This is a genomic window from Streptomyces sp. HUAS MG91 (assembly GCF_040529335.1).
Taxonomy (GTDB): Bacteria; Actinomycetota; Actinomycetes; order Streptomycetales; family Streptomycetaceae; genus Streptomyces; species Streptomyces tabacisoli.
The window spans coordinates 1,899,253-1,916,100 of sequence record NZ_CP159534.1; the positions used below are offsets into that span (position 1 = coordinate 1,899,253).

Genomic DNA, 16,848 nt, shown 5'->3' on the forward strand with positions numbered 1-16,848 from the left:
CAAGGGTCCTCTCAAAAATAGTTCGGCGGCGTCCTACTCTCCCACAGGGTCCCCCCTGCAGTACCATCGGCGCTGTAAGGCTTAGCTTCCGGGTTCGGAATGTAACCGGGCGTTTCCCTCACGCTATGACCACCGAAACCCTTTCAGACATCCCTCAAAAGGGACGTAAGAACAGGGCGGCGAACTAGCACACTCTTCAATTGATAAGTGAAACTGTTCAGCCAGCACAACTGTTCGTTGTCTGGGAACAACACAGTGGACGCGAGCAACTGAGGACAAGCCCTCGGCCTATTAGTACCGGTCACCTCCACACCTCACGGTGCTTCCAGATCCGGCCTATCAACCCAGTCGTCTACTGGGAGCCTTAACCCCTCAAAGGGGGTGGGAATACTCATCTCGAAGCAGGCTTCCCGCTTAGATGCTTTCAGCGGTTATCCCTCCCGAACGTAGCCAACCAGCCATGCCCTTGGCAGGACAACTGGCACACCAGAGGTTCGTCCGTCCCGGTCCTCTCGTACTAGGGACAGCCCTTCTCAATATTCCTACGCGCACAGAGGATAGGGACCGAACTGTCTCACGACGTTCTAAACCCAGCTCGCGTACCGCTTTAATGGGCGAACAGCCCAACCCTTGGGACCGACTCCAGCCCCAGGATGCGACGAGCCGACATCGAGGTGCCAAACCATCCCGTCGATATGGACTCTTGGGGAAGATCAGCCTGTTATCCCCGGGGTACCTTTTATCCGTTGAGCGACGGCGCTTCCACAAGCCACCGCCGGATCACTAGTCCCGACTTTCGTCCCTGCTCGACCCGTCGGTCTCACAGTCAAGCTCCCTTGTGCACTTACACTCAACACCTGATTACCAACCAGGCTGAGGGAACCTTTGGGCGCCTCCGTTACTCTTTGGGAGGCAACCGCCCCAGTTAAACTACCCATCAGACACTGTCCCTGATCCGGATCACGGACCGAGGTTAGACATCCAGCACGACCAGAGTGGTATTTCAACGACGACTCCCCAACCACTGGCGTGGCTGGTTCAAAGTCTCCCACCTATCCTACACAAGCCGAACCGAACACCAATATCAAACTGTAGTAAAGGTCCCGGGGTCTTTCCGTCCTTCTGCGCGAAACGAGCATCTTTACTCGTAGTGCAATTTCACCGGGCCTATGGTTGAGACAGTCGAGAAGTCGTTACGCCATTCGTGCAGGTCGGAACTTACCCGACAAGGAATTTCGCTACCTTAGGATGGTTATAGTTACCACCGCCGTTTACTGGCGCTTAAGTTCTCAGCTTCGCACACCCGAAAGTGCACTAACCGGTCCCCTTAACGTTCCAGCACCGGGCAGGCGTCAGTCCGTATACATCGCCTTACGGCTTCGCACGGACCTGTGTTTTTAGTAAACAGTCGCTTCTCGCTGGTCTCTGCGGCCACCCCCAGCTCACACTGCAAGAGTGATCACCAGGTGTGGCCCCCCTTCTCCCGAAGTTACGGGGGCATTTTGCCGAGTTCCTTAACCATAGTTCACCCGAACGCCTCGGTATTCTCTACCTGACCACCTGAGTCGGTTTAGGGTACGGGCCGCCATGAAACTCGCTAGAGGCTTTTCTCGACAGCATAGGATCATCCACTTCACCACAATCGGCTCGGCATCAGGTCTCAGACTATGTGCCAGGCGGATTTACCTACCTGACGTCCTACACCCTTACCCCGGGACAACCACCGCCCGGGATGGACTACCTTCCTGCGTCACCCCATCACTCACCTACTACCAACTTGGGCCAGCGGCTCCACCACTCCGAACCACGTCAAAGACGAGGACGGCGGTTTCACGGCCTTAGCATCACTGGATTCGATGTTTGACGCTTCACAGCGGGTACCGGAATATCAACCGGTTATCCATCGACTACGCCTGTCGGCCTCGCCTTAGGTCCCGACTTACCCTGGGCAGATCAGCTTGACCCAGGAACCCTTAGTCAATCGGCGCAAACGTTTCTCACGTTTGTATCGCTACTCATGCCTGCATTCTCACTCGTGAACCGTCCACAACTGCCTTCCGGCGCTGCTTCACCCGGCACACGACGCTCCCCTACCCATCACAGCACCCGTTGGGGCTTATTACTGCAATGACACGACTTCGGCGGTACGCTTGAGCCCCGCTACATTGTCGGCGCGGAATCACTAGACCAGTGAGCTATTACGCACTCTTTCAAGGGTGGCTGCTTCTAAGCCAACCTCCTGGTTGTCTCTGCGACTCCACATCCTTTCCCACTTAGCGTACGCTTAGGGGCCTTAGTCGATGCTCTGGGCTGTTTCCCTCTCGACCATGGAGCTTATCCCCCACAGTCTCACTGCCGTGCTCTCACTTACCGGCATTCGGAGTTTGGCTAAGGTCAGTAACCCGGTAGGGCCCATCGCCTATCCAGTGCTCTACCTCCGGCAAGAAACACACGACGCTGCACCTAAATGCATTTCGGGGAGAACCAGCTATCACGGAGTTTGATTGGCCTTTCACCCCTAACCACAGGTCATCCCCCAGGTTTTCAACCCTGGTGGGTTCGGTCCTCCACGAAGTCTTACCTCCGCTTCAACCTGCCCATGGCTAGATCACTCCGCTTCGGGTCTTGAGCGCGCTACTGAATCGCCCTATTCGGACTCGCTTTCGCTACGGCTTCCCCACACGGGTTAACCTCGCAACACACCGCAAACTCGCAGGCTCATTCTTCAAAAGGCACGCAGTCACGACGCAAGGAACAAGTTCCTTGCGCGACGCTCCCACGGCTTGTAGGCACACGGTTTCAGGTACTATTTCACTCCGCTCCCGCGGTACTTTTCACCATTCCCTCACGGTACTATCCGCTATCGGTCACCAGGGAATATTTAGGCTTAACGGGTGGTCCCGCCAGATTCACACGGGATTTCTCGGGCCCCGTGCTACTTGGGTGTCTCTCAAACGAGCCGCTGATGTTTCGACTACGGGGGTCTTACCCTCTACGCCGGACCTTTCGCATGTCCTTCGCCTACATCAACGGTTTCTGACTCGTCTCACAGCCGGCAGACTGTAAAAGAGAGATCCCACAACCCCCCAAGCGCAACCCCTGCCGGGTCTCACACGCTTGAGGTTTGGCCTCATCCAGTTTCGCTCGCCACTACTCCCGGAATCACGGTTGTTTTCTCTTCCTGCGGGTACTGAGATGTTTCACTTCCCCGCGTTCCCTCCACACTGCCTATGTGTTCAGCAGCGGGTGACAGCCCATGACGACTGCCGGGTTTCCCCATTCGGAAACCCCCGGATCAAAGCCTGGTTGACGACTCCCCGGGGACTATCGTGGCCTCCCACGTCCTTCATCGGTTCCTGGTGCCAAGGCATCCACCGTGCGCCCTTAAAAACTTGGCCACAGATGCTCGCGTCCACTGTGCAGTTCTCAAACAACGACCAACCACCCATCACCCCGAACCAGTTGCGGTTCGAGTGCACTGGGGCCGGCACTGAAGGCAGCCTTATCGGCCGTACCTTCAGATACCCAACAGCGTGCCCGGCCCGACCCGTTCTCTTCTCACGTTCCACGCCGAAGCAGTACTAGTGAAAGACAACCGATCGTGCCGAATAATCAACGTTCCACCCATGAGCAACCACCGTCGAACGTTTGCCGACGTAATGGCCCTGGACCACCAAACAATGTTTGGCGGCCTAGATGCTCCTTAGAAAGGAGGTGATCCAGCCGCACCTTCCGGTACGGCTACCTTGTTACGACTTCGTCCCAATCGCCAGTCCCACCTTCGACAGCTCCCTCCCACAAGGGGTTGGGCCACCGGCTTCGGGTGTTACCGACTTTCGTGACGTGACGGGCGGTGTGTACAAGGCCCGGGAACGTATTCACCGCAGCAATGCTGATCTGCGATTACTAGCAACTCCAACTTCATGGGGTCGAGTTGCAGACCCCAATCCGAACTGAGACCGACTTTTTGAGATTCGCTCCACCTTGCGGTATCGCAGCTCATTGTATCGGCCATTGTAGCACGTGTGCAGCCCAAGACATAAGGGGCATGATGACTTGACGTCGTCCCCACCTTCCTCCGAGTTGACCCCGGCGGTCTCCTGTGAGTCCCCATCACCCCGAAGGGCATGCTGGCAACACAGAACAAGGGTTGCGCTCGTTGCGGGACTTAACCCAACATCTCACGACACGAGCTGACGACAGCCATGCACCACCTGTACACCGACCACAAGGGGGCGCCTGTCTCCAGACGTTTCCGGTGTATGTCAAGCCTTGGTAAGGTTCTTCGCGTTGCGTCGAATTAAGCCACATGCTCCGCTGCTTGTGCGGGCCCCCGTCAATTCCTTTGAGTTTTAGCCTTGCGGCCGTACTCCCCAGGCGGGGAACTTAATGCGTTAGCTGCGGCACCGACGACGTGGAATGTCGCCAACACCTAGTTCCCACCGTTTACGGCGTGGACTACCAGGGTATCTAATCCTGTTCGCTCCCCACGCTTTCGCTCCTCAGCGTCAGTAATGGCCCAGAGATCCGCCTTCGCCACCGGTGTTCCTCCTGATATCTGCGCATTTCACCGCTACACCAGGAATTCCGATCTCCCCTACCACACTCTAGCCTGCCCGTATCGACTGCAGACCCGGGGTTAAGCCCCGGGCTTTCACAACCGACGCGACAAGCCGCCTACGAGCTCTTTACGCCCAATAATTCCGGACAACGCTTGCGCCCTACGTATTACCGCGGCTGCTGGCACGTAGTTAGCCGGCGCTTCTTCTGCAGGTACCGTCACTTTCGCTTCTTCCCTGCTGAAAGAGGTTTACAACCCGAAGGCCGTCATCCCTCACGCGGCGTCGCTGCATCAGGCTTTCGCCCATTGTGCAATATTCCCCACTGCTGCCTCCCGTAGGAGTCTGGGCCGTGTCTCAGTCCCAGTGTGGCCGGTCGCCCTCTCAGGCCGGCTACCCGTCGTCGCCTTGGTGAGCCACTACCTCACCAACAAGCTGATAGGCCGCGGGCTCATCCTTCACCGCCGGAGCTTTCAACCCCTTCCCATGCGAGAAGGAGTGGTATCCGGTATTAGACCCCGTTTCCAGGGCTTGTCCCAGAGTGAAGGGCAGATTGCCCACGTGTTACTCACCCGTTCGCCACTAATCCACCCCGAAGGGCTTCATCGTTCGACTTGCATGTGTTAAGCACGCCGCCAGCGTTCGTCCTGAGCCAGGATCAAACTCTCCGTGAATGTTTCCCCGTCATCGGGGTGACACCACGAGAGCGGAACCGGAAGAGGAATAATCTCCCGGTTCACAGCGTCCTCGCTGTGTTTTTACAAAGGAACCTCGTCTCAGAGAGACGGGGTATCAACATATCTGGCGTTGATTTTTGGCACGCTGTTGAGTTCTCAAGGAACGGACGCTTCCTTTGTACTCACCCTCTCGGGCTTTCCTCCGGGCGCTTCCCTTCGGTATTTCGTGTTTCCAACCTTACCAGATCCTTTTTCCGTTCCGTTTCCGGTCCGAATTTTTTTCCGGTGGCCGTTGGAGGGCCTTTGCCTTTCGGCGTGTCCACTACGTTAGCCGATTTCCTCGGTGACTCATAATCGAGTTCCGCGGGCTTGAATTCGGGCGTGCAGGCACGCCGGAAAGACCCCGCCGAGGGAAGTCGTAGTAGTGGTTTGGCCGCTCTCGGGTGGTGGCTGAACGCCCTACCCGGGTCAAGCGGCTCGGGCTACGTTACGGATCGCGCAAGGGCGCGTCAAGTTCGTCGGCGCGGGGTATGCGGCCGATAAGGGCTCACCGTCGGGTCGTTGGGGATCCAGAACCGCCACGGGTGGACCCCGCCGGGGCCCGAGACTCCCGTCCGCGGGCCGTTGCGGACCTGGTCGGCCGGGGTGGGGGTGCCCTGCAGCACGGTCAGGGGTGAGTCGGGGCCGGCGCAGGCATCGGTGCCGTTCAGGGAACGGTCCACGCCGAGGGCCGTGGCCAGCCGGGCCGGGCCTTTGGCCAGTTCTTTGTCGTTGCGGGCCGAGAGTCGGCGCTCGCGGGCCAGCTCGGCGCCCTCGGTGATCTCGCCGGCGCGGAGAAGAACGCCGCTCGCTCTGCCTTCCTCCCCGCAGACGAGGTTCATGCAGTGCCACATGCCGTAGGTGAAGTAGACGTAGACGTGCCCGGGCTGACCGAACATCACGCTGTTGCGGGCGGTACGGCCTCGGTAGGCATGGGAGCCGGGGTCGTTCGCACCGTCGTACGCCTCGACCTCCGTGAGGCGGAGTTCGATCGGGCCGTCCGGGGTACGGCGTACCAGGACGCGGCCGAGTAGGTCGGGTGCGACGTCCAGGACGGGGCGATCGAAGAAGTCACGGGACAGGGGCGTACGGTCAGGGGCCGCGATCATGCCGCCCGAGGGTAATGGAGCGGGCGGGGTGGGCACGTGCGGAACCGGGCGCGGGTGTACCGCGTTTGTAGTCAGCAGTATTAAGCAGTGTTGTCGTCGTCTAGCGCGCTCGTTCGCGTACGGAGGGAATCGGGACATGGGGTTCAAGCGGCTGTTGGCGAGTCTTGGTGCGGGCGGGGCGTCTGTGGAGACCGACCTCATCGAGCCCAATGTCGTGCCCGGCGGTGTCGTGCAGGGTGAGGTGCGGATCCAGGGCGGCTCCGTCGACCAGGAGATCGAGGGTCTCTCGGTCGGGCTGCAGGCCCGGGTCGAGGTCGAGGGTGCGGACCAGGAGACCAAGCAGAACATCGAGTTCACCAAGACGCGGCTCGGCGGCGCCTTCCCCCTTCAGGCCAACGCCGTGCACGCGGTGCCGTTCGGTCTGGAGATCCCGTGGGAGACGCCGGTCACCACGATCGACGGGCAGCAGCTGCGCGGCATGAACATCGGGGTGACCACCGAGCTGGCGATCGCGCGGGCCGTCGACTCCGGCGACCTGGACCCGATCAACGTGCACCCGCTGCCGTCGCAGCAGGCCATTCTCGACGCCTTCATCAGCCTCGGGTTCCGCTTCAAGAGCGCCGACATGGAGCGCGGGCACATCCGCGGCACGCGGCAGAAGCTGCCGTTCTACCAGGAGATCGAGTTCTACCCGCCGCAGCAGTACCGGGGGCTCAACCAGGTCGAGCTGAGCTTCGTCGCCGACGACCGGGAGATGGACGTCGTCCTGGAGATGGACAAGAAGCCGGGGCTGTTCAGCGAGGGCAGCGACACCTTCCGGTCGTTCGTCGTCGGGCACCACGACTTCCAGGGCACCGACTGGTCGGCGTACCTCCACCAGTGGCTGTCCGAGGTCGGCAGCAAGCGGAACTGGTTCTAGGGTTTGTCTGTCTCTGCAGACTCGTCCAACAAGGAGGTGTCGTTGTGACCGAGCAGCCCGGGCGTGCTCCGCTGCCTCACGACTTTCATCCGCAGGTGCCGTCGTTCAGCGTGGTGAGCGAGGACTTCGAAGCGGGCGGAGTGCTCGACGACGCTCAGGTCTACGCGGCCGGTAACACCTCGCCGCATCTGCGCTGGGAGGGCTTCCCCGCCGGGACCAAGAGCTTCGCCGTGTCCTGCTTCGACCCGGACGCGCCGACCGGCAGCGGGTTCTGGCACTGGTCCGTCTTCGACATCCCGGTCTCGGTGACCGAGCTGCCGACGGGTGCGGGCACCGGCAAGTTCGAGGGGCTTCCCGAGGGCGCCGTCCAGGTGCGCAACGACTACGGGAGCAAGGACTTCGGCGGTGCCGCGCCGCCGGCCGGCGACCCGGCCCACCGGTACGTGTTCACGGTGTACGCCGTGGACCAGGAGAAGCTGGGGCCCGACTCCGACGGTTCGCCCGCCTTCGTGGGGTTCAACCTGCGGTTCCACACGCTCGCGCGCGCCCAGGTGATCGCCGAGTACGCGGCTCCCGCGGAGAGTTAGCGAGAGTCAGCGTTCACGGAACGTTTGCCCGCCTCTGGTCTTGGAATTGATCAGAGGCGGGCATTTTTTATTGCGTTGTCCATCTCGGCGTGCACGGCCAGAGTTGACGCACGGACGCCGAGGGGTGATCCGGTGCGCACGGGAGGTGGGCAGGATGCGGGACACACTGGTGCTGAACGCGAGCTTCGAGCCGCTCTCGACGGTGACGCTCAACCGAGCGGTGGTGCTGGTACTGACGGACAAGGCCGTCGTCGAGCAGGCCCATCCCGAACTGCGCATGCGCGGTGCCGCGATCGAGATGCCCGTACCGCGGGTGATCAGGCTGTGCCGGTACGTACGGGTGCCGTTCCGAAGACGCGCGCCGTGGTCCAGGCGCGGCGTGCTCGTGCGGGACCAGCACCGGTGCGCGTACTGCGGCAGGCGGGCGACGACCGTGGACCACGTCGTGCCGCGTTCTCGGGGCGGCGCGGACTCGTGGCTCAATACGGTCGCTTCCTGCGCCGAGGACAATCACCGGAAAGCGGACCGGACGCCGGAGCAGGCCGGAATGCCGCTGCTGCGGGAGCCTTTCGAGCCGACGCCCGCCGACGCGATGCTGCTGTCGCTCGGGACGGGCAGTGAGGTGCTGCCGCAGTGGCTGAGCAGGCCGACCGCCGCGTAGGCACTTCCGTGCGGGGCGGGTCCATCGGCCTTGGGGTCGATGGGCCCGTCTTTCGTCTTCGCGTTCGCTGTGGTTGCTCGCGCCGTTCCCCGCGCCCCTGACGGGGCGCTTCTAGTCGATCGGGGGCGTCTCGCGGCGCTCCTTGCTCGGGGCGCCCGCCATCGGGCCGAAGTTGCCGATCGCGCCCGACAGGCCCTTGAGGGCGTCGCCGATCTCGCTGGGGACGATCCAGAGCTTGTTGGCGTCGCCCTCGGCGATCTTCGGGAGCATCTGGAGGTACTGGTACGAGAGCAGCTTCTGGTCCGGGTCGCCGGCGTGGATGGACTCGAAGACCGTACGGATGGCCTGCGCCTCACCCTCGGCGCGCAGGGCCGCCGCCTTCGCCTCGCCTTCCGCGCGGAGGATGGCGGACTGCTTCTCACCCTCGGCCGTGAGGATCTGGGACTGCCGGATGCCTTCGGCGGTGAGGATCGCGGCGCGCTTGTCACGGTCGGCGCGCATCTGCTTCTCCATCGAGTCCTGGATGGAGGTCGGCGGCTCGATCGCCTTCAGCTCGACGCGGTTGACGCGGATGCCCCACTTGCCGGTCGCCTCGTCGAGGACGCCGCGCAGGGCCGCGTTGATCTCCTCGCGGGAGGTGAGGGTCCGCTCCAGGTCCATGCCGCCGATGATGTTGCGGAGCGTGGTGACCGTGAGCTGTTCGATGGCCTGGATGTAGCTGGCCACTTCGTAGGTCGCGGCACGGGCGTCCGTCACCTGGTAGTAGATGACCGTGTCGATGTTGACCACCAGGTTGTCCTGGGTGATCACCGGCTGGGGCGGGAACGGCACGACCTGCTCGCGCAGGTCGATGCGGTTGCGGATGGAGTCGATGAAGGGGACGACGATGTTCAGACCCGCGTTGAGCGTGCGGGTGTAGCGGCCGAAGCGCTCCACGATGGCCGCGCTGGCCTGCGGGATGACTTGGATGGTCTTGATCAGGGCGATGAAGACCAACACCACCAGAATGATCAGGACGATGATGATCGCTGACATCGCGTCTCCTGTGCCCTTCGTGCCGACTTCGTCCGGCGACGTCCCGCCGGAAGATCATGGGATCTTGCTCGTCGAGTCTGTCAGAACAGCCCTGGTGTCGTGGCTGGTTCCAGCCACATCGCGGTGTGCTGAGAAGTTCACATGACGATCGCCGTGGCCCCTTCGATGTCGACGACGTCGACCTGGCGGCCGGGTTCGAACTCGGCGTCGCTGTCGAGCGCGCGGGCCGACCAGATCTCACCGCCGAGCTTGATCCGTCCACCGTCGCTGCCGTCGACGCGCTCGACGACCACCGCCTGTTTGCCCTTCAAGGCGTCCACGCCGCTGGCGAGTTCGGGTTGCTGGGCGCGGTGACGTGCGGCGACGGGACGTACGACGGCGATGAGCGCGCACGAGACGACGGCGAAGACCACGACCTGGAGCACGACACCGCCGCCCAGGCCTGCCGTCACGGCGCCGGCCACGGCGCCCACGGACAGCATGCCGAATTCGGGCATGGCGGTGAGAACGAGCGGGATACCCAGTGCGGCGGCTGCGATCAGCCACCACACCCATGCCTCGATGTCTGCCACATGGTCATGGTAGATCCGCCGATGGCCGTGCGGACAGGGGACGTCCGGCCCGCACGGGGCGGCGACGCGGTCAGCCGAGGGGCAGGCCGGTGGCGGTCCAGCGGTCGTTCTTCTGCTCGACGACCAGCGGGAGGCCGAAGCACTTGGAGAGATTGCGGGAGGTGAGCTCCAGCTCCAGCGGGCCCGCGGCGAGGACCTTGCCCTGGCGGATCATCAGGACGTGGGTGAAGCCGGGGGCGATCTCCTCGACGTGGTGCGTCACCATGATCATCGAGGGGGCGATGGGGTCGCGCGCGAGGCGGCCGAGGCGGCGGACCAGGTCCTCGCGGCCGCCGAGGTCGAGCCCCGCGGCGGGCTCGTCCAGGAGCAGCAGCTCGGGGTCGGTCATCAGGGCGCGGGCGATCAGGGTGCGCTTGCGCTCGCCCTCGGAGAGGGTGCCGAACTTGCGGTCCAGGTAGTCGCTCATGCCGAGGCGGTCGAGGAAGGCGCGGGCGCGCTGCTCGTCGATGTCCTCGTACTCCTCCTGCCAGCCGGCGGTCATGCCGTACGCGGCCGTCAGGACGGTCTGCAGGACCGTCTGGCGCTTGGGGAGCTTCTCGGCGAGGCCCATGCCGGCGACGCCGATGCGCGGGCGCAGCTCGAAGACGTCCGTGCCGGGCTTGCCGAGGGTCTCGCCGAGGATGGTGGCGGTGCCCTTGCTCGGGTAGAGGTAGCTCGACGCGACGTTCAGGAGCGTGGTCTTGCCCGCGCCGTTCGGCCCGAGGATGACCCAGCGCTCCCCCTCCTTCACCGACCAGGAGACCTGGTCCACCAGAGCCCGGCCCTCGCGGACCACGGATACGTCCTCCAGCTCCAGTACATCGCTCATGAGCGCGTTGTCTCCCATTGCAGTCTCGGCTGTCTCGTGCGTCCGCGGACGGTTCGGCTGGTTCGCCACTGGACGCAGCCCCCAGATAAACCTACGCCACTGGTGCGACAGTCCTTTCCCGCGGCTGCGGTTTTGGCGTCCCGGAGGGCATCCCGGGGCTTCTAAGGTGGTGCGCATGTTGTCGGAACCACGCTCTGGGCGCCTGGCGTCCTGGGGAAATGCCCTGTTGGGCGGATTTGTCGGACCTGATGACGCGGCGCTCGCCATTGTGGGCGAGGACGCGGTGCACCGGGTGGAGGGGATTCCCGGGGAGGCCGGTCCCGTCGGGCTGACGCTGGCCCTGGGGCGGCTGCGCGCGCTCGGGGCGACCGGGCTGCGGGTGGCACTGCCCGCTCCGGGGCATCCGCTGGGGCTGAGCGGGCCGCCCGAGTTCAACGCGCGGGCGCTGGAGGCCGAGGAGGCCGTCGTCTGCCAGGGGGCCGCGCTGGGGCTCGTACCGGAGGTGTACGAGGCCGGGCCCGACGGTGATGTGCACGTCGAGGTGGTGTGGCACTGCCTGCCCGTGCGGGAGGCGCCGCCGGCCGACGTGCCGTCCCTGGGCGAGGCGGAGCGGGAGCTGGCGGAGGCCCTGCGGGAGGCGACCGAGGTGCTCACGCGGCTCGACGTGGCCGGGTCGGGTCCGGTGGCCGAGGCGGCCGTGGACGCGTACCGGGCGCGGGCCGAGCGGGGGCGTGAGGTGCTCGCTCCCGGGTATCCGCCGCGGGCCGTGCGGGTGCTGGAGCTGGCGCAGCGGGTCGGGCTGCTGATCTCCGTGGCGTACGGGAGCGGGCACGGCGGGGCCGTGAGCGCCTCCGAGATGGGGGCGCGGGCGGTGGCGCTGCGGCCGGTCGAGCGGACGGCCCGACGGGCCCAGGTGGCCGCCTACAACGCGTTCGTGGAGGAGCGGGAGCGGGGCTGAGCGTCCCCGGTTCTCGTGGAAACGGGCGAGGCCCCCGCGGACCGGGTCCGCGGGGGCCTCGCCGTGCCTGCTGGGCGCGAGCGTCAGACGTTCGACGCGACGTTGCCGAAGGCGGGGTTCAGGACGCCGATGACGTTGGCCGAGAGGCCGGAGACGTTCACCGGGACGTGGACCGGGACCTCGGCGTGGTTGCCGGAGGCGACGCCCGGGGACATGGTGGCCGCGCCCTCGGCGTTCGCGTCGGCGAAAGCCGCTCCGGCGGACGCGCCCGAAGCGATACCGGCGACGGCGACGGCCACGGCGGCCTTCTTGGCGATGCTCATGAGAAAAGTTCCTCCAGATGTACGGTTCGCCCCCGAACCGCGAGGGCGCACGCTGCGAAACGCGTGGGCCGCACGGATGACACGGGGCGGGACCGCGATGCGCCCGATCTGGTCAATAAGCTGACGATGGGATCAACGCACCGATGCCGAGTGGCGCGGGGCGCCGTGTCAGTGGTTGACGCCGTGGTTGCCGAAGACCGGGTTCAGGACGCCGATGACGTTCACGGTGTTGCCCACGACGTTGACCGGGACGTCGATCGGGGCCTGGATCACGTTGCCCGAGACGACGCCCGGGGACTTCACGGCCTTGCCGCAGGCGTGCGCGCCGTCCGTGGCGGAGGCGAGGCCGGAACCGGCGGCGACGAGCCCGCCGGCGACGAGGGTGACAGCCGCGGCCTTCTTCAGGTTCTTCACTTCTAGCTCCTCATTGCGATCACCGCGGCCAGCCGCCGCGGCACGCTCAGAGAACGCGCCGGGGGCACGCGAGGATGCGCCATTCGAATGACATCCACACGACGGTATGAATCTCATACCGGAGGGGAACCGTCGGCCTTGTGAAGCGTTCCGCCGTCCGGTAGTGCGCCGGGGCGCGCGCCGTCAGCCCGCCGCTCCGTGGCGTACGGCCCAGAGCGCGGCCTGGGTGCGGTCCGCGAGGTCGAGTTTCATGAGGATGTTCGACACGTGGGTCTTGACGGTCTTCTCGGAGAGGATCAGGGCGCGGGCGATCTCCCGGTTCGAGCGGCCGTCGGCGATCAGGCCGAGCACCTCCCGCTCCCGCTCGGTGAGGGAACCGCCTCTGCCCTGCCCGCCGGTGGTCTCCTCCTGGGAGAGCAGGGCGCCCGCCACCTCCGGCTGGAGCAGGATGTGGCCCGCGTGGACGGAGCGGATGGCGCCGGCCAGGGCGTCGGGATCCACGTCCTTGTACACGTAACCGGCGGCTCCGGCGCGCAGCGCGGGGATCACCGTGCGCTGCTCGGTGAAGCTGGTGACGATCAGGACCTTGGCCGGGTTGGCCAGTTCGCGCAGTGTGCGCAGGGCCTCGACGCCGTCCATGCCGGGCATCTTGACGTCCATGAGCACGACGTCGGGCCGGAGCTCCTCGGCGCGGGCGACTCCCTCCGCGCCGTCGGCCGCCTCGCCGACGACCTCGATGTCGTCCTGGACCTCCAGGAACGTGCGCAGGCCGCGGCGGACGACCTGGTGGTCGTCGACCAGCAGGACCTTGATCGCGTCAGCCACCGGGGACCTCCATCTCGACCGTGGTGCCCTTGCCGGGCTCCGATTCCACTGTGAGGCTGCCGCCGGCTCCGCTCGCCCGGTCCCGCATGGAGACCAGGCCCAGATGGCGTCCGGCGCGGCGGATCCCCTGCGGGTCGAAGCCCGAGCCGTCGTCGGTGACGCGGAGCACCGCGCCCGCGCCGCGCTTGTGGAGGGTCACCTCGACGCGCTCGGCCCCCGAGTGGCGCAGGGCGTTGTGCAGCGCCTCCTGGGCGACGCGCAGCACGGCCTCCTCCTGGGCGGCGGGCAGGGCGCGGATGCCGCCGGTGGTGAAGGTGACGTGGGCGCCGTGGGCGCGGTCGAGGACCTGGATCTGGGTGCGGAGCGTGGCCACCAGGCCGTCCTCGTCGAGGGCGGCGGGGCGCAGCTCCACGACGGCCGCGCGCAGTTCGTCGGTGGCCTCCGCCGCCAGGTCCACGACGTGCCGCAGCTCTTCCTTGGCGCGGTCCGGGTCGCGGTCAACGAGCTTGGCCGCGGCCTGTGCGGTCAGGCGGAGCGAGAAGAGCTTCTGGCTGACCGCGTCGTGCAGTTCGTGGGCGAGGCGGGAGCGCTCCTCGGCGATGGTGAGCTCGCGGCTGCGCTCGTACAGGCGGGCGTTGGTGAGGGCGATCGCGGCGTGCTGGGCGAGGATGCCGAGCAGTTCCTCGTCCTCCTGGGTGAAGCCGCAGCCGCCCTGGGGCTTCGGGCACTTCTTGTTCGCGAGGAACAGGGCGCCGATCGTCTCGTCGCCGTCCTTGACGGGCAGGCCGAGGAAGTCGGACATGTCGGGGTGGGCGGCGGGCCAGCCCTCGAAGCGGGGGTCCTCGCGGACGTCGGCGAGGCGCTCGGTGCGGGCCTCGCGCAGCATCGCGGCGAGGATGCCGTGCTGGCGCGGCAGGGGGCCGATGGCCTTCCACTGCGCGTCGCTGACGCCGTCGACGACGAACTGGGCGAAGCCGCCGTGGTCGTCGGGCACGCCGAGCGCGGCGTACTCGGCGTCGAGCAGCTCGCGCGCCGAGGCGACGATCGTCTTGAGGACGTCGCGCACCTCGAGGTGCCTGCTCATGGCCAGGAGTGCGGCGCTCACCGCCCCGAGGCCAGTCCGTGGACCGTGACTCATGTCCCAACCGTACCGGTGGGGTGTGACAGTCCGTATCGGACCGGTGGCGGCTTCCGCCTAGGGCCCTGGGCCTAGGGCGAAGGGCCCTGCGGCGTCGCGACCCGCGCCGGAGGTGCCTGGTCCCCCGCCGTTCCTACGTTGAAGGCGTTGCAGGCAGGAGCGGGAACGCCGGAGCAAGGGGACGATTGTCATGGCAGTAGCGATCATCACGGGTGCGTCGCGGGGGTTCGGCCGGGCGTTGGCGACCGTGCTGGCCGAGCGGGGCTGGGATCTCGTCCTGGACGCGCGGAACGCGGGGCCGCTGGAGGAGACCGCGGCGCGGCTCGCGGAGCACGGCGGGAAGGTGCGGGCCGTGCCGGGCGACGTGACGGACGGCGGGCACCGGGCGGGTCTGGTCGCGGCGGCCCGGGAGCTGGGCGGGCTCGATCTGCTGGTGAACAACGCGGGCGTGCTGGGGGTGGAGCCGCTGGTGACGCTGGAGGAGCTGCCGGCCGACGCGTTCCGCCGGGTGCTGGAGGTGAATGCGGTGGCGCCGCTGGCGCTGGTCCAGGAGGCGCTGCCGCTGCTGCGGCGCGCGCCGGCCGGTGCCGTCGTGAACCTGACGTCGGACGCGGCCACGGAGGCGTACCGCACCTGGGGCGGCTACGGGGCGACGAAGGCGGCGCTCGACCAGGTGTCGGCGGTCCTCGCGGTGGAGGAGCCGGGGCTGCGGGTCTGGGCGGTCGATCCGGGCGGGATGCGTACGGACATGCTGGCGGCGGCCGAGCCGGACGAGGATCTCAGCGAGGTGCCGCGGCCCGAGGACGTGGTGCCCGCCTTCGTACGGCTGCTCGACGAGCGGCCCGCCAGCGGCCGGTACGCGGCGTCCGCTCTGCTGGAGGTGCGATGACGCTCGCGCTGCGGGTCCCGGAAGAACTGCTGGCGCGGGTCCCGGCCGAGCAGCGGGGGCCCGGCCGGGACAGATCGTCGGTGCGGATGCTGGTGTCGCGCGGGACGGCGGTGGCCCATCACCGCTTCACGGAACTGCCCGAGGTCCTGCGCGCCGGGGATCTGCTCGTCGTCAACACCTCCCCCACCTTGGCGGCCGCCGTGGACGGAACGGTCGGGCACGCGCGCGTGGTCGTGCATTTCTCGACGCGGGGCGACGGCGGGCGCTGGGCGGTCGAGCTGCGGGAGCCGGACGGGCGGGGCACCACGCGCCCGCGCGCGGGCGGGTCGGAAGGGGCGGTCGTGACGCTCCCCGACGGTGTGCGCCTGGTGTACGAGGAGCCGGTCGCGGCGGGCAGCGAGCGGCTGTGGTGGGTGCGGGCGAGCGGGGACGTGCCGGCGCTGCTGCGGGCGCACGGGCGGCCGATCCGCTATTCCTACACGGAGCGGGACCAGCCGCTGTCGGTGTACCAGACCGTGTTCGCGCTGCCCTACGCGGACGGGGCGGGCAGTGCCGAGATGCCGAGTGCGGCGCGGCCGTTCACGGATCGTGTGGTGGCGCGGCTGGTGAGCCGGGGCGTGGAGTTCGCGCCGATCACGCTGCACACGGGGGTGGCGTCGGCGGAGTCGCACGAGCCGCCCTACGGCGAGCGGTTCGAGGTGCCCGAGGCGTCGGCCCGGCTGATCAACGCCGCGCGGGCCGGGGGTGGCCGGGTCGTGGCGGTGGGGACCACCGCGGTGCGCGCCGTCGAGTCGGCCGTCGGCGGCGACGGGGTGGTGCGGGCGGCGCGAGGCTGGACGGAGCTGGTGGTGACGCCGGAGCGCGGGGTGCGGGTGGTGGACGGGCTGCTGACCGGGCTGCACGAGCCGGAGGCGTCCCATCTGCTGATGCTGCAGGCGATCGCGGGGCGGGAGGCGGTGAGCCGTACGTACGAGGAGGCGCTGGCGGGGCTCTACCTGTGGCACGAGTTCGGGGACGTGCACCTCATCCTTCCGGAGGAGAGGCCTCACCCTTCGCATTGCAGCAGCAACTTTGCGTGAAACGGCAACCCTCCGGATGTGACCCCGCACATAGGGCACAGGTCACGTACGAAGGTCTTTAGTGGAACGGCATGGGACTTAAGTCCCGAGGCCACGCGGGGGCTGGGGGTCGGGAGCGGCCTCCCGGCCCCCGTTTTCCGTGCCCGGTCCACTACCCGTCTTCGTACGTCACACCTTTGCCACGGTTTTTTGCGGC

The 16,848-nt window shown here is 66.4% G+C and carries 14 protein-coding genes and 3 rRNA genes; 6 read left to right on the forward strand and 11 right to left on the reverse strand.

Translation table 11 applies throughout. The annotated features are described in order from the left end of the window. Window positions 1–20 precede the first annotated feature (20 nt). The 4 genes from rrf to ABII15_RS08770 form a co-directional block, all read right to left on the reverse strand. Window positions 21–137: ribosomal RNA gene (rrf, locus tag ABII15_RS08755) — 5S ribosomal RNA — on the reverse strand. Between the two features lie 134 nt (window positions 138–271). Then, window positions 272–3,398, reverse strand: a 23S ribosomal RNA gene (locus ABII15_RS08760). 309 nt (window positions 3,399–3,707) lie between these two features. Beyond that, window positions 3,708–5,233 (reverse strand): 16S ribosomal RNA (locus tag ABII15_RS08765). Together the 16S, 23S and 5S rRNA genes form the textbook arrangement of a ribosomal RNA operon. A 512-nt stretch (window positions 5,234–5,745) precedes the next feature. Further along, window positions 5,746–6,384: a DNA-3-methyladenine glycosylase gene (locus ABII15_RS08770; RefSeq protein WP_353941708.1), complete on the reverse strand. Its 639-nt coding sequence runs from the start codon at window positions 6,382–6,384 to the stop codon at window positions 5,746–5,748. A 136-nt stretch (window positions 6,385–6,520) separates the two neighbouring features. Between ABII15_RS08770 and ABII15_RS08775 the strand changes: the two genes are divergently transcribed. From ABII15_RS08775 to ABII15_RS08785, 3 genes are all read left to right on the forward strand, one after another. Beyond that, window positions 6,521–7,303: a sporulation protein gene (locus ABII15_RS08775; protein WP_353941709.1), complete on the forward strand. Its 783-nt coding sequence runs from the start codon at window positions 6,521–6,523 to the stop codon at window positions 7,301–7,303. A 44-nt stretch (window positions 7,304–7,347) separates the two neighbouring features. Further along, window positions 7,348–7,890: a YbhB/YbcL family Raf kinase inhibitor-like protein gene (locus tag ABII15_RS08780; RefSeq protein ID WP_353941710.1), complete on the forward strand. Its 543-nt coding sequence runs from the start codon at window positions 7,348–7,350 to the stop codon at window positions 7,888–7,890. Window positions 7,891–8,044: 154 nt separating this feature from the next. Next, window positions 8,045–8,551, forward strand: a complete 507-nt coding sequence (locus tag ABII15_RS08785; RefSeq protein ID WP_353941711.1) for an HNH endonuclease — start codon at window positions 8,045–8,047, stop codon at window positions 8,549–8,551. A 111-nt stretch (window positions 8,552–8,662) separates the two neighbouring features. Here the strand turns inward: ABII15_RS08785 and ABII15_RS08790 are convergent, their stop codons facing one another. The 3 genes from ABII15_RS08790 to ABII15_RS08800 form a co-directional block, all read right to left on the reverse strand. Beyond that, window positions 8,663–9,586, reverse strand: a complete 924-nt coding sequence (locus ABII15_RS08790; protein ID WP_353941712.1) for an SPFH domain-containing protein — start codon at window positions 9,584–9,586, stop codon at window positions 8,663–8,665. 137 nt (window positions 9,587–9,723) lie between these two features. Then, window positions 9,724–10,158 (reverse strand): NfeD family protein, encoded by a 435-nt coding sequence (locus ABII15_RS08795; RefSeq protein WP_353941713.1) that lies wholly within the window; start codon window positions 10,156–10,158, stop codon window positions 9,724–9,726. 70 nt (window positions 10,159–10,228) lie between these two features. Next, window positions 10,229–11,026, reverse strand: a complete 798-nt coding sequence (locus tag ABII15_RS08800) for an ABC transporter ATP-binding protein (protein ID WP_353941714.1) — start codon at window positions 11,024–11,026, stop codon at window positions 10,229–10,231. A 175-nt stretch (window positions 11,027–11,201) separates the two neighbouring features. On the opposite strand from ABII15_RS08800, the gene ABII15_RS08805 reads away from it, so the two are divergent. Next, window positions 11,202–11,984, forward strand: a complete 783-nt coding sequence (locus ABII15_RS08805) for a hypothetical protein (protein ID WP_353941715.1) — start codon at window positions 11,202–11,204, stop codon at window positions 11,982–11,984. Between the two features lie 83 nt (window positions 11,985–12,067). On the opposite strand, the gene ABII15_RS08810 is transcribed toward ABII15_RS08805, so the two are convergent. From ABII15_RS08810 to ABII15_RS08825, 4 genes are all read right to left on the reverse strand, one after another. Beyond that, window positions 12,068–12,307, reverse strand: a complete 240-nt coding sequence (locus ABII15_RS08810; protein ID WP_353941716.1) for a chaplin — start codon at window positions 12,305–12,307, stop codon at window positions 12,068–12,070. 168 nt (window positions 12,308–12,475) lie between these two features. Then, complete coding sequence (locus tag ABII15_RS08815; RefSeq protein WP_353941717.1) at window positions 12,476–12,721, reverse strand: chaplin; 246 nt, start codon at window positions 12,719–12,721, stop codon at window positions 12,476–12,478. Between the two features lie 183 nt (window positions 12,722–12,904). Further along, window positions 12,905–13,546 (reverse strand): response regulator transcription factor, encoded by a 642-nt coding sequence (locus ABII15_RS08820; RefSeq protein WP_353941718.1) that lies wholly within the window; start codon window positions 13,544–13,546, stop codon window positions 12,905–12,907. Then, the gene (locus tag ABII15_RS08825) at window positions 13,539–14,684 is read right to left on the reverse strand and encodes a GAF domain-containing sensor histidine kinase (RefSeq protein WP_353941719.1); all 1,146 of its coding nucleotides are present in this window, start codon (window positions 14,682–14,684) and stop codon (window positions 13,539–13,541) included. Before ABII15_RS08825 ends, ABII15_RS08820 begins: the two co-directional genes overlap by 8 nt. Before the next feature lie 190 nt (window positions 14,685–14,874). Between ABII15_RS08825 and ABII15_RS08830 the strand changes: the two genes are divergently transcribed. Both ABII15_RS08830 and ABII15_RS08835 read left to right on the forward strand, forming a co-directional pair. Then, entirely contained in the window at window positions 14,875–15,573 is a 699-nt protein-coding gene (locus ABII15_RS08830; RefSeq protein WP_353941720.1) for an SDR family oxidoreductase, read from the forward strand. Further along, a complete protein-coding gene (locus ABII15_RS08835) occupies window positions 15,570–16,652 on the forward strand; it encodes an S-adenosylmethionine:tRNA ribosyltransferase-isomerase (protein WP_353941721.1) in 1,083 nt (360 codons plus the stop codon). The genes ABII15_RS08830 and ABII15_RS08835 overlap by 4 nt, the downstream gene beginning before the upstream one ends. Window positions 16,653–16,848 lie beyond the last annotated feature (196 nt).

Excerpts from the sequence above, each read along its gene's own strand:
- ABII15_RS08785 (WP_353941711.1), top strand. The coding sequence starts at position 8,045 with ATGCGGGACACACTGGTGCTGAACGCGAGCTTCGAGCCGCTCTCGACG.
- ABII15_RS08775 (WP_353941709.1), top strand. The coding sequence starts at position 6,521 with ATGGGGTTCAAGCGGCTGTTGGCGAGTCTTGGTGCGGGCGGGGCGTCT.
- ABII15_RS08830 (WP_353941720.1), top strand. The coding sequence starts at position 14,875 with ATGGCAGTAGCGATCATCACGGGTGCGTCGCGGGGGTTCGGCCGGGCG.
- ABII15_RS08825 (WP_353941719.1), bottom strand. The coding sequence starts at position 14,684 with ATGAGTCACGGTCCACGGACTGGCCTCGGGGCGGTGAGCGCCGCACTC.
- ABII15_RS08810 (WP_353941716.1), bottom strand. The coding sequence starts at position 12,307 with ATGAGCATCGCCAAGAAGGCCGCCGTGGCCGTCGCCGTCGCCGGTATC.
- ABII15_RS08790 (WP_353941712.1), bottom strand. The coding sequence starts at position 9,586 with ATGTCAGCGATCATCATCGTCCTGATCATTCTGGTGGTGTTGGTCTTC.
- ABII15_RS08800 (WP_353941714.1), bottom strand. The coding sequence starts at position 11,026 with ATGAGCGATGTACTGGAGCTGGAGGACGTATCCGTGGTCCGCGAGGGC.
- ABII15_RS08805 (WP_353941715.1), top strand. The coding sequence starts at position 11,202 with ATGTTGTCGGAACCACGCTCTGGGCGCCTGGCGTCCTGGGGAAATGCC.
- ABII15_RS08835 (WP_353941721.1), top strand. The coding sequence starts at position 15,570 with ATGACGCTCGCGCTGCGGGTCCCGGAAGAACTGCTGGCGCGGGTCCCG.
- ABII15_RS08770 (WP_353941708.1), bottom strand. The coding sequence starts at position 6,384 with ATGATCGCGGCCCCTGACCGTACGCCCCTGTCCCGTGACTTCTTCGAT.